9 protein-coding genes are annotated in these 12,669 nt (G+C 47.6%); 6 read left to right on the forward strand and 3 right to left on the reverse strand.

Features of this window, described 5'->3' with window-relative positions; all coding sequences use genetic code 11:
• Positions 1-573: 573 nt before the first annotated feature.
• From mqnC to VIM87_RS15030, 3 genes are all read left to right on the forward strand, one after another.
• Positions 574-1,698 (forward strand): cyclic dehypoxanthinyl futalosine synthase, encoded by a 1,125-nt coding sequence (gene mqnC / locus VIM87_RS15020; RefSeq protein ID WP_331997780.1) that lies wholly within the window; start codon positions 574-576, stop codon positions 1,696-1,698.
• 332 nt (positions 1,699-2,030) lie between these two features.
• A complete protein-coding gene (locus VIM87_RS15025; protein ID WP_331997781.1) occupies positions 2,031-2,666 on the forward strand; it encodes a hypothetical protein in 636 nt (211 codons plus the stop codon).
• Between the two features lie 152 nt (positions 2,667-2,818).
• On the forward strand, positions 2,819-3,361 hold the full coding sequence (locus tag VIM87_RS15030) for a GNAT family protein (protein WP_331997782.1): 543 nt from the start codon (positions 2,819-2,821) through the stop codon (positions 3,359-3,361).
• A gap of 170 nt (positions 3,362-3,531) precedes the next feature.
• Here the strand turns inward: VIM87_RS15030 and VIM87_RS15035 are convergent, their stop codons facing one another.
• Positions 3,532-4,989, reverse strand: a complete 1,458-nt coding sequence (locus VIM87_RS15035) for an amino acid permease (protein ID WP_331997783.1) — start codon at positions 4,987-4,989, stop codon at positions 3,532-3,534.
• A gap of 334 nt (positions 4,990-5,323) precedes the next feature.
• On the reverse strand, positions 5,324-6,217 hold the full coding sequence (locus VIM87_RS15040; protein WP_331997784.1) for a hydroxypyruvate isomerase family protein: 894 nt from the start codon (positions 6,215-6,217) through the stop codon (positions 5,324-5,326).
• A 541-nt stretch (positions 6,218-6,758) separates the two neighbouring features.
• Here VIM87_RS15040 and VIM87_RS15045 point away from each other — a divergent pair.
• Positions 6,759-7,061 carry a hypothetical protein gene (locus VIM87_RS15045; protein ID WP_331997785.1) on the forward strand — a complete coding sequence of 101 codons (303 nt, stop codon included), beginning with the start codon at positions 6,759-6,761 and terminating at the stop codon, positions 7,059-7,061.
• Positions 7,062-7,207: 146 nt separating this feature from the next.
• Here VIM87_RS15045 and VIM87_RS15050 read toward each other — a convergent pair whose 3' ends face one another.
• The gene (locus VIM87_RS15050) at positions 7,208-10,021 is read right to left on the reverse strand and encodes an outer membrane beta-barrel family protein (RefSeq protein ID WP_331997786.1); all 2,814 of its coding nucleotides are present in this window, start codon (positions 10,019-10,021) and stop codon (positions 7,208-7,210) included.
• Between the two features lie 405 nt (positions 10,022-10,426).
• Between VIM87_RS15050 and VIM87_RS15055 the strand changes: the two genes are divergently transcribed.
• Both VIM87_RS15055 and VIM87_RS15060 read left to right on the forward strand, forming a co-directional pair.
• Positions 10,427-11,863, forward strand: coding sequence for a HAMP domain-containing sensor histidine kinase (locus VIM87_RS15055; RefSeq protein WP_331997787.1), 1,437 nt, complete (start codon positions 10,427-10,429; stop codon positions 11,861-11,863).
• Positions 11,864-11,960: 97 nt separating this feature from the next.
• The gene (locus VIM87_RS15060; RefSeq protein ID WP_331997788.1) at positions 11,961-12,653 is read left to right on the forward strand and encodes a response regulator transcription factor; all 693 of its coding nucleotides are present in this window, start codon (positions 11,961-11,963) and stop codon (positions 12,651-12,653) included.
• The last annotated feature ends 16 nt before the right edge of the window (positions 12,654-12,669 follow it).

A 12,669-nucleotide genomic window follows, 5' to 3' on the forward strand; every position in this document is an offset into this window, starting at 1 on the left:
AGGTATATCGCATACAGGACGCGTGAAGCTCTCGTTTACCTAAATTTAACATTAAAATGGTTTTACATAACAAAAAAATATTTCAAACGGTGGCAAAAGCGTACAAACAACATGTTACGCTGTATAAAGTGTTTTGAAGGGAAGACGGATGACAGGTTGAGGGGATGGCATACGAATGTATGACGGATAGATATGGGAGTATGAGTGCTTGTCTAGTAGGCATTTGCGGATGGAAGGGCCTCATTAAAAGGCAAGAGCCAACGCTTTATGAAATACCTGATGGAAAGGCTATAACCTGGTTCTTGCAACGTTCCGGAATCCCATCTGCCTGTTAAAGCCATTTTGTATGCAGGGAAAACCCCGATCATGGCCCTGTTACCTATAGGTAAGGGCCTGCACCCGGGAAAAACACGGATCGCACACCTGTTGTATACGATTGATTATCAGGTGCCATGTGGACATGACGTGGACTTGATGCGGACTTAAGGTGGACTTGATGCAGAAATGAGCGGGCTGACGAATATCAGCAACTTATATCCTGTAATTAGTAACTTTGCTGCATAAGGCTTAACAATGCAATTGAAAGATCTATATCAGAAAGCCCTCGCCTTTGAGTGGCTGACTGCGGAAGAAGGAGTGTTCTTATTTGAGAAAGCGCCCATGGCAGAGCTGGCGCATATTGCCAACGAGCTGCGTAAGATACAGGTACCGCATGGCAAAGTAACCTGGCAGATAGACCGGAATGTGAATACTACCAACGTATGCACGGCCAACTGCAAGTTCTGCAATTTTTACCGCATACCCGGGCATGCGGATGCTTACATTACCAACATTGAAGAGTACAAGCGCAAGATAGATGAGACCCTGAAGTACGGCGGCGATCAGCTGCTGCTGCAGGGCGGCCATCACCCTGAGCTGGGCCTCAGCTTTTATGTAAACCTGTTCAAAGAGCTGAAACAGCTATACCCCACCTTACGCCTGCACACGCTTGGCCCCCCCGAGGTAGCACATATTACCAAGCTGGAAAAAAGCACGCACATTGAAGTGCTGAAAGCCCTGCAGGAAGCCGGTATGGACAGCCTGCCCGGCGCTGGTGCGGAAATACTGAACGACCGGGTGCGCCGCCTTATTTCCAAAGGTAAATGCGGTGCGCAGGAATGGCTGGATGTAATGCGCGCTGCACATAAGCTGAACATTGCCTCCTCTGCTACCATGATGTTTGGCCACGTAGAAACTGTGCTGGAAAGGTTTGAGCACCTGGCAGATATACGCCAGGTACAAAGTGAAAAGCCGGAAGGCCATTATGGTTTTACCGCCTTTATTCCCTGGACCTTCCAGGATGTGGATACGCTGCTGGCGCGCATACGCGGAGTACACAATGCTACCACTGCCGAAGAATATATACGCATGATAGCGCTGAGCCGCATTATGCTGCCGAATGTGAAGAATATACAAGCCTCCTGGCTTACGGTTGGTAAACAGGTAGCGCAGCTATGCCTGCATGCCGGCGCCAATGATTTTGGCTCTATTATGATTGAAGAGAATGTGGTAAGCGCTGCAGGTGCACCGCACCGCTTCACTTACCGCTCTATACAGGAAGCTATTAAAGAAGCCGGTTTTGAGCCGCAATTGCGTACGCAGCTGTACCAGTTCCGGGAAATACCTGCTGCTATTGAAGAGCAGGTGATTAATTATTAGTCCATGGTCGATGGACCATAGTCCATGGCCTTTTGCGAGCGGAAAATTATTTCGTGTTATAGCTAGAAGTCCATAGTCGATGCCTTGTAACGGGTTATAGACTATGGGCTTTTACTTTTTAACAAAACACATCCCACATCTCCCGGTGCTGCTGCCCCAGTCAGTGTGCAGTGGACCGCCGGCTATTTCCCATCCTCTGAAGCATTTAACCCCTGCACTATGCAATGGACTATGGACCATTGACCATGGACTTTTTTTTGCATTCTCTTAACACCTCCCTATGTAACTATGCGCTCCTTTGCCCGTCTAAACAGTATAAAAACGAGGCGATTATGAAAAAGATTGGATTATTTATAACGGGCGCAGGATTGATGCTGCTGGGAGCTTGTACCAGCACCAAGCTCACCTCATCCTGGAAAACGAATGATGCGCAGCTGCAAAAAGATAAAAAGATCATGGTAATGGCATTGGTACCGCAACGTGAAAAGCAACTGCGGGCCCTGATGGAAGATAACCTGGTAGCTGAGCTGCAGAAAGAGGGATTGAACGCTACCTCTGCCCTGCGTACTTACGGGCCGGATGCTTTTGGAGACAAGACCGATGAAAAAACGGCCCTGCGCCAGCTGCGCAACAGCGATGCCAGCCAGGTGCTGACAGTAGTGCTGCTGAACAAAGCGCGTGAAAGGGATTTTGTACCATCAAGCCCTTATGGTCCGTACGGACCGTACTATGGTGGTTTTTGGCCGTATTACAGCCGCTGGTATGGTGCAATGTACCAGCCGGGTTATTACCAGACCAATACCCGGTATAACTGGGAAAGTAACCTGTACGACCTGAACCAGCGTAAGCTGATCTACTCTGCCCAAACGCAGTCTGTAGACCCGCCTACTGCCGTAAGACAGGCCTACCTGTACGCCAAACTGATTGTAAAGGACATGACTAAACAACAGTTGATAGCGCAGAATTAAGAATGTGTTTTCATTCAATCCAAGCTAAACGCTACAACTGTACAAGGCTGGCAATAGTGCCGGCCTTTTTTATATATGGCTGTAACACAAGCTTGTGGCTAAATTTGTTTAATTTGGCCGCGGAACATCTTACTGACCACCATTCACCTGATATGCTGGAACTTCGTGTAAATGAGCTGATAACCCTGCGGCAGCTGCAACCGGCGGATGCCGTACCCTTATATAAACAAATAGACGCATCGCGCAAAAGCCTGCGCAAATTTTTGCCGTGGGTAGATTATAATACCAATGAAGAGCACTCCGTACGTTTTATACAGCTTATGCAGCGCAAAGCAGAAGAGCAGGAAGCCATGGCCCTGGGCATATGGTACCAGCAGCAGCTATGTGGCGTAATGGACCTGCATGGCTGGGATCACCTGCTGCAAAAAGCAGAAATAGGCTATTGGGTAAGCGAGGCCTTTCAGCGCAAAGGCATAGCCACAGCCAGCTGCAGGGCGCTGATCACCTTTGCCTTTAAAAAATTACGGCTGAATAAAATTGAGATCCGTTTTGTATTGCAGAACGAGCGCAGCGCACAAATACCCATACGGCTTGGCTTTGCCAAGGAAGGCATACTGCGCCACAGCGCCAAGCTGCACGGGCAGTATGTGGATATGGTGGTGATGGGCGTGCTGCGGGAGGACTGGAAGTTTTAGTGTGCAGTTGGCAGTTATTGAAGCGGATGGGTTGTGAATTGTAAGGTTAAGTTTTGAATTAGTTAGCTGTTGGTATTTGGAGGAGGTCTTTCATAATTGCAGTTTACTATTGAATAATAGTAACAGTTGGCAGTCATGGTAAAACTGCGCCCACGACTGCCAACTGCCAACTAACGACTGCCAACTGAATTCCTCACCTTACTATGCTTTTTCCCATACCCGAAATAGATCACCATACCAATTGCCATCCATACGATCAGCCGCAGCCAGGTATCCCAGGGCAGGAACAGCATCATACCCACACAGGTAATAATACCCATAATAGGTACAAAAGGCACTAAGGGCGTTTTAAAAGCACGGGGCGCATCCGGCATGGAATACCGCATGATCCACACACCGGCGCAAACGATCACAAATGCCAGCAGGGTACCGATGCTGGTCATTTCACCTACCACGCGGATGGGTACAAACGCTGCAAACAAGCCTACAAAAATGCAGAACAGGATATTGGAGCGCCAGGGCGTTTGAAAACGGGGATGGATATCCGAAAATACTTTAGGCAGCAAACCATCTTTAGCCATGGCATAAAACACACGGGTTTGCCCTAAAAGATCCACCAATATTACCGACGTATAGCCGATGAGGATAGCCAGTATGATCAGCTGTGAAAGCCAGGTATAAGGCGTGCGCTCAATAGCCACCGCTACCGGCGCAGCATTGCCTTTGAAGGCGGTATAAGGGGCCAGGCCGGTCATTACGTGCGCAAACAGGATAAACAATATGGTGCACACCACCAGCGATCCCAGGATACCGATAGGCATATTTCGTTTAGGGTTACGCGTTTCCTGCGCAGCTGCGCTGATAATATCAAACCCTAAATACACAAAGAACACTACGCCAGCCCCGCGCAAAATGCCGGACCAGCCGTATTCCCCAAAGGTGCCGGTATTGGCCGGTATGTAAGGCGTATAGTTGGCAGGCTGTATATAACGCCAGCCCAGCGCAATGAATAAAACCACCACACCTACTTTCAGGATCACCACCAGCGTGTTCCAGATGGCGGAGCCTTTGGTGCCGCGTATCAGCAGCCAGGACATAGCCAGGATCACCAATGCTGCCGGCAGGTTCAGGATGCCGTGCACCACCGTACCATCTGCCAGCTGGGCGGTTTCAAAAGGCGAGTGTACCAGCTGCGGCGGCAGGTAAATGTTATACGTACTTAAAAATTTTACGAGGTAGTTAGACCAGCTGATGGCCACTGTGGCGGCGCCTACCGAAAATTCCAGCACCAGGTCCCAGCCAATGATCCAGGCAAGCATTTCGCCCATGGTAGCGTAGGCATAGGTATAGGCGCTACCTGCAACGGGTATCATGGATGAAAACTCCGCATAGCACAGCCCTGAAAAGGCGCAGCCAATAGCGGCTACTATAAAGGAGAGTGTAACGGCCGGCCCTGCATTGTTGGCTGCTGCCAGTCCGCTCAGGGAAAACAGGCCGGCGCCGATAATACCGCCTATGCCCAGTGTCACAAGCTGAAAAGCGCTGAGGGTCCGTTTTAAGGTATGGGAGCCTTCCTGGCCGGACTCCTGTAATAACCAGCTTAAAGGCTTTTTGAAGATCTGTGCCATGTGATTTATTCTATATTTGCGCGAATAGTATCCTACTTATTTGATAGACTAGTGCGCAAATATAGAATAAATAGTCAATGGTCCATAGCCGATGGTCCATGGCCTGGTGCGTAAAGCAAGTTTTGAGTGGTAAGGGAGGTGGTTAATAGTCCATAGTTGATAGTCCATTGGATATTTTGTTAGGCAAAGGAACGTGGAATGGAAGTATGGCGGAAGGTAGGTTAGGGGATAGAAATTGAGAAGAAGGAAAAAAATTCAAGGTCCATGGCCAATCCCGGTGCAACCTGCTTTACGCAGTATGCCGTGGACTATTGACCATGGACCGTTGACTAACTTAAATATCACAGATCTCAACGCCTTGTTTCAGGGAGCCGATCTTATCTGCGCGTTTGGGCACAAACTCCTGTGCTACAAAGCCTTTAAAGCCGGTATCGTGTATGGCTTTCATGATAGCCGGGTAGTACAGCTCCTGCGTTTCATCTATTTCATGCCGGCCGGGTACACCGCCGGTATGGTAGTGCGCAATGTAGGGATGGTAATCCTGTATGGTGCGGATCACATCTCCCTCCATGATCTGCATATGGTAAATATCGTACAGCAGCTTAAAGCGTTCATCGCCAATAGCCTTGCATAATTCCACGCCCCACAGCGTATGATCGCACTGGTAATCATGGTGATTTACTTTGCTGTTCAGCAGCTCCATTACAATGGTCACCTTCTTTTTTTCGGCATAGCTCATAATGCGTTTAAGGCCCTGGGCGCAGTTCTTTAGGCCCTGCTCATCATCCAGCCCTTCACGGTTACCGGAAAAGCATATGAGGTTTGGAAACCCCGCTTTGGACGTTTCATCGATCAGGTATTGATAATATTCCACCAGCTTGTCGTGATGTTCTACCCGGTTCCAGCCTTTGTTAATGCCCCAGTCTTTGTTGATAGAGGCTACCATGGCGCAGGTAAGGTCATATTTTTTTGCAGTGGCAAAATCTTTCGGATCCAGCAGGTCAATGGATTGTAAACCAATGTTCTTAGAGGATTTACACAGCTCTTCCAGCGGAATATCGTTATAGCACCAGGCGCAAACGGAGTGGTTAATGTTGCCTTTCAGCTTTTCATCCATGGCCTCTTCATGGGCCATTACCCGGTTGGTGAGGGATGATAATGTAGTGGAGGCAAAGGCCAGTGCAGCGGCTTTTTTAATCATATCGCGGCGTGAATTTTTATCAGGCATTGTATGTGAACAGTTTAGTGGTGGAAATTACAAATTTTCAATTACGATTTACGAATTATATACGGCACGGATGGAATGAATAATCCGTAATTATCAATTACAATCCTGCCAAGGCGGGACATGAATGCCTATGAAAATCAATGAGGCTTGTAAATAATTACGGGTTAGCTACATCGCTGCTAAACGAATCCTCCTGAAAATCAATACAGCTTTTGAACCGGTTGCCATTAACATCTCAATAACACTATTAATAACCTGTGCAACGTAAGTATAAACAGGGCGCGGTTCTTAAAGATCGATCGCTTAGCGGCATCCTGATTGAAAATTCGTAATTCTTCCCTGCGGATTCTACGCATTTTCTATTTTCCGTATAACGTGCACATCTTTTTGCCTTACTTTTACGTATATATCAATAAGTTAGAAAGCCAGGCCAGCAGCCTGTTTCAGCGACCCCAAAGTTTGGCATTAATTGTGCTTATTTATCAGAAACTGTAACATTTTACCTGTTTAAAGCTTTTATAAGAAAAGAGGAGGTTGAAAGATGGAAAAAAGATTTACTCCCAGTTTATTGGTTTGCGTGATAATGGACCTTTTAGGTTGTGCAAGTTATGCAGTACCCCTGTTAGGAGAAGTAAGTGACGTTATTTGGGCGCCCATCTCCGCCATTATTTTTTACCGCATGTTTGGCGGTACCCTGGGCACCTTTGGCGGGATGTTCAACTTTATGGAAGAGTTGTTCCCCGGGCTCGATTTCATACCCACCTTTACTATTTCCTGGGTAATGCAGCGCATTGCACAGAGCTGGCGGGTACCAAAGGTGAAAATGGAAGGACAAAAAGCATGATCAGATGTGGTACTTCATGGTAAGTTACACGTCTACTAAGATACCAAGGTTGTAAGGATTTAAAGTTGGATGCTAACGGAAATTTATGTGCATAATACAACATGCATTCACCTTTATTTTCTTTCAACCTTTCAAGTTTTTAAGGCCTAGCCTCTCGTTCTTATCATCCGCCCGCCCCCCGGCATCATTTGCATTGGTATAACATTCCTCATGCGCATGTTTTTGTTGCCCCCTTTCTCCCCACCTCCGAAACGGTTCAGGAAATAAGAAAAGCTCAGCAGGCAAAAGCGCTGCAGCACCCTGGCCTGTACATCCTCAATATAATTCTCGCCCACATTGCGGCTAATGCTTACATTCTGGTTCAGCAGGTCAAAACCCTGCAGCTTTATTAGGCCCTGCTTATTGCGGAACAGGCTTTTGGATATATAGGCATTCAGCATGGTTACATCCTGGTTGTAACCTGCGGCCAGCCCGGTGTTCAGCGTATAATCCAGGTTAAAGCCAATGTTAAAGCCTAAGGGGAGGTTCACATTAAGGTCAAACGAAAAAAAGTAGTTGAAATAATCGCGGTTATTATCTTTTTGCACAGTATAGCGCGCGCCGTTATAATTGATGCCGCCATTGGTTGAAAAATCAAACAGCTCGCGGTAGGCGTAATTAAAGCTCAGCCCCTGATTTACCGTAAAGTTGCGCGTAATGCCTTTAATGTTGTTAATGTAGCTTACATCCCGGCTCAGGCTAAAGTTGGTAGTGGCATTCAGGGAAGTATGCTCCCTTTTAAGGGGGATGGTGTTTACCAGGTTACCGTTAATATTATAAGCGCCGTTCACATTCACCGGCTGGCTTACCTGCCTGCCCAGGGAATCAAAGTAATTGGCATTAATGATCTTGTTGCTGGTAAGCGCCATGCTTACATTGGCAAATAGCCCTTGCATGCTGGAAGGGTTAAAGGTGTTATACCCTATGCTGAAGTTGTTGTTGAAAGAGGGTTTCAGGTCGGGATTACCTAACTGGATATACAGCGGGTTACTGTTATCCGGCACGGGCTGCAGCTGGCTTACATTGGGCTGCTGGGTACCGCCGCGGTAATAGAAACGCAGGCGTTTATTATTGTTAAACGCGTAGCTGAAACTGGCGGATGGGAAAAAGTTAAATGTATGCTGCTGCAGCCGGTTCTGCAGGCTTATGTTGTTATTATCCAGGTCACTGTACTGCACATTCAGCCCCAGGCTGTAATCGTACGTTTTCTTTTGCGTGCGCAGGCTTATCCCTGCCTGCTGGGTTGAGAAGGTATTCTCGAATGAATTACTTAAGCTATCATTGGGCCGGTCGTAGATGCCTTTGATGGCGTTAAAATCATACGTGAGCTTATCGGATGATGAATAATTACGGCTCCAGGCATAGGTAAATTCAAGGAAGTGATCTTTTGCCAGCGGCTCCGTGTAAATGAGGCGTACATTGGTGTTCAGGCCTTTGTTGGTAATATCATTACGCTGATCTATACTATCTGTTTGTATGGCGCCGTTAGGCTGTATGAACAGGTTATTGGAGTGGTTATAGTTCTCCATATCGCTGTTGTTGGTGCCTATATTCAGGTTAGCGCTGAAGGTACGTCCGGTTTTATGGAACTTTTTGCGGTACAGCACATCTGCAGCAAAGGTGGGCGTTGTATTGTTGCCGGCATTACGGGTGGTGCCGTTGTTCACCAGCTGATGCGAGCCTCCCAGGGATTCATACAGGTTATCCTGAAAATTGCTGCTGGTAGTATAATTTAAGTTGGGTGAAATAATGAGAGACTGTGTACTGTCTATCTCATACTCCACCCGCATATTAAAGTTATGATTGGCGTTGGTGCTGACCGAGTTTGAGCGCTGGTTATAGTAGTAGGTAGTATCGGGCAGCAGGTTCTGGCGCGCGCTGTTACGCTCATTTTCCGTGGTGGTATTGTTATAAAAATAGCTGCCGCTGATGCGGATCCTTTTTGTAAGGTCCTGGCTGTAATTAAGGCCTGCAGTCCAGTTGCGGGAAATGCCGTTACCACCGTTGTTACCCATACCTCCGCGCATACCCCGGCCACTGCCCATACTCAGGCCGCTGACATCTGTATACCCCTGGTTGTTGATGTTGTTACCGCTGCCTATGAAAGAAAGCTGCTGATCTTCCCGGAAACGGTTCAGGGAGGTGCTGGCCGCAAAGCGCTCACTGGTGCCTGCGCCGGCAGACACCTGGCCGAACATGCCTTTTTTACGGTCTTTTTTAATGGTGATGTTAATGGCTTTTTCCGTTTGCCCGTCGTTAATACCGGAGAACTGGGCCTGGTCAGATTTTTTATCGATCAGCTGGATCTTATCTACGATCTCGGCCGGCAGGTTTTTGGTGGCCAGCTTGGGATCATTACCAAAAAAAGGTTTGCCATCTACCAGGATCTTTTTCACGGTTTCGCCCTGGGCTTTAATGTTACCATCCTTATCTACTTCCACGCCGGGCAGCTTTTTCAGCAGCTCCTCCACTACCGCGTTCTGCCGGGTTTTGAAGGAGCCTGCATTAAACTCCAGCGTATCTTTTTTCACGCGGATGGGTGGTTTTATTTCCGTGATCTCAACAGCATCCAGGGTAACGCCGGTCTTTTGCAGGGGAATAGCGCCCAGTGCAGCAATGGGCTGTTCCGGGGTAATAGATACGGTTTGTAATAATGGCCGGTAACCCAGGAAAGTGATGTAGAGCTTATAGGCGCCTTCGGGAAGATCGTCCAGGGTAAAGGCGCCTTTTTTATCAGTAAAGGCCGATGCGGCCATGGTGGAATCTTTGGCGTATAATAAGGCCACGCTGGCATCTGCCAACGGCTGTTCGGAGCTTTTATCAGTAAGATGGCCTTTGATCTGTCCTTTCTGCCTCATCTGCCCCCGGACCAGGGTACCACACAGGATAATAAAGACCAGCGTGCATACAAGTGACTTCATCTCTCTATCTGATTATTAACGCTACAGGTTCCTGCTTTTGATGCCTCTTAGCGTTGTATACCGGCGCTGTAAGTTAATAAGTAAACGCCGGGCGAGCATTGCCGCCTACGGAGTTTTACCGCCATTTATCTGCCCTGCGGAAACACTTGATCCTCAGCCGATCATGAACGATCTGAAAGGATGCGGCTGCTATCCGATTGCCGCCAGGCTTGTGCAAAGTACAGATTCTCAGTTAAGCATTCTTATTTACTGTTAATTATTGTTAAGAAAAGGAAGCAGACCCGCCGGGAAAACAATAGTTTTGCCTATTTACGATCTTAGATTTACGATTTCAGATTTAAAGTAAACCCTTGGCCCGCTCAGATCAAATCGTAAATCTAACATCGTAGATCTAAAATCGTGTTCATGCGTAAGCGCATCCGTAACATACTTATACTAATGAGCGTCTGCATCCTGGGGATCTATCTTTTCCAGGGTTACTGGCTCTATAATTCCTACGAAGTACAGTTTGACCAGTTTAACCGGGATATAAACGGGGCGCTGCGTACGGCGTTATTCAATAACCAGTTTATTGAGGCCCGGCGGCTGGTGCATTATTACGGTAAGGATACTGCCGTGAAGCGGGGATCCAACCTGGTTTTGCCGCCGGAGCAGGTAAGCGCACCCCGGGCAAAAAGAGATTCGGCCCAGGCGATGTTAGATGCTATTATGGGCGGTGAGCGCCCCCTGCCGGTGTTTAAACCCGGCACCCCTTCCCGTACTTTTGCAGATACGCTGGCCCGGCAAATGTCGGACCTGATATTGTTAAATAACCTTTACGGGGATAGTGTGAACCTGAAAGGGCTGGATTCCAACTTTACCGCGGAGCTGCATAACCGGCAAATTGTAACGGGTTATAAGTTTGATACTTTTCATGTAAACTTCAGCAACTTTTCCCGGGAAAGCTTCCGGGACAGCATGCGTATAAGAGAGCCGTTAAAAACAAGCAAGATGCCCTTTAACCCGGCAAGTAACCTGTTTGTACAGGCCACCTTTGCATCGCCCCTGCAATACATTCTGATGAAAATGGTGTGGACGCTGTTCACATCGCTGGTGCTGCTGATACTAACCACCCTTTGCTTTATTTACATGCTGCGCACCATCTTAAAGCAAAAGCGCTTATCTGACGTAAAGAATGATTTCATCAATAACATGACGCATGAGCTGAAAACGCCCATTGCTACTGTATATGCAGCGGTGGAGGCTATGCAGAACTTCAACGCGTTAAGCGATCAGCGTAAGACAAAAAATTACCTGGATATTTCCAAGCAGGAGCTGCAGCGCCTCTCTGACCTGGTGGAGAAAGTATTACAAATTGCAGCAGAAGAGAAAGAAGAAATAGAGCTGTTTAAAGAGGAAACAGACCTGAACGACCTGATAGATAACATTATTACCAACCACCAGGTAAAAACGGGCCAGCCGGTGCAGTTCCGCTATGATAACCATTTGGATCACCCGCTGGTGTATGTGGACAAAACCCATTTATCCAACGCGGTGAACAACCTGGTGGATAATGCTATTAAATACTCCGGCGATCAGCCCATGGTACATATCCAGTGCAGCAAAAGCAATGGCCTGCTAACTATAAAGGTGAAGGATAACGGCATTGGCATACCCCGTATTTACCAGGAGAGTATTTTTGACAAATTCTTCCGGGTGCCTACCGGCAACCTGCATAATGTAAAGGGCTTTGGCCTGGGTTTAAGCTATGTGAAAAAGATAGCGGAGCTGCACCATGGCAGCATTACAGTACGCAGTGAGCCGGAGAAAGGCAGTGAATTTACCATGGAGGTCCCCGTTTAAAATTTAAGATTTTAGATTTACGATCTTAGATTTAATGCAAAACCTTATCGCACCCATAAAATCGTAAATCTAAAATCTAAAATCGTAAATCCGTTTTATGGCAAAAGTATTATTGATAGAGGATGAATATCAGCTGGGCCAGATCGTGAAAGACAGCCTGGAAATGCGCGGCTTTGATATGCTGTACGCAGCAGATGGTAAAGACGGCCTGCGCCTGTACCAGCAGCACCATCCCGATGTGGTGGTGCTGGATATTATGATGCCCAACATGGATGGGTTTAGCGTAACTACGGAGATCCGCAAGCAGGATAAGCTGACGCCCATTATATTCCTTACCGCCAAATCGCAAACGGCGGATGTGGTGAAAGGTTTTGAGCTGGGGGGTAACGACTACCTGAAGAAACCCTTTAGCATGGATGAGCTGATAGTGCGCATCAAAGCCCTGCTAAAACGTGCCAGCGAGCAGCCAGCGCCCCCGCCGGGTGTGGAAAGCGGGGAGGTGGTAATGATAGGGCAGTATGCTTTTAACTACATAAAGCAAACGCTTACCCGTAATGGCAATTCGGCTTTTCTTTCGCACCGTGAGGCCGAGATACTGCGCCGCCTGTACGATAACAAGAACCAGGTAATGGAGCGTAAAGCTGTGCTGCTGGACCTTTGGGGCGATGATAGCTTTTTTAATGCCCGCAGCATGGATGTGTTCATCACCAAGATACGCCGCTATCTGAAAGAAGATCCGCGGGTACAGATCGTAAATATCCGCGGGGTAGGGTATAAGCTTATTTTTTAAATGACCTGTGTAGTGA

Origin of the sequence: Chitinophaga sp. (genome assembly GCF_036569125.1) — a bacterium.
GTDB lineage: Bacteria > Bacteroidota > Bacteroidia > Chitinophagales > Chitinophagaceae > Chitinophaga.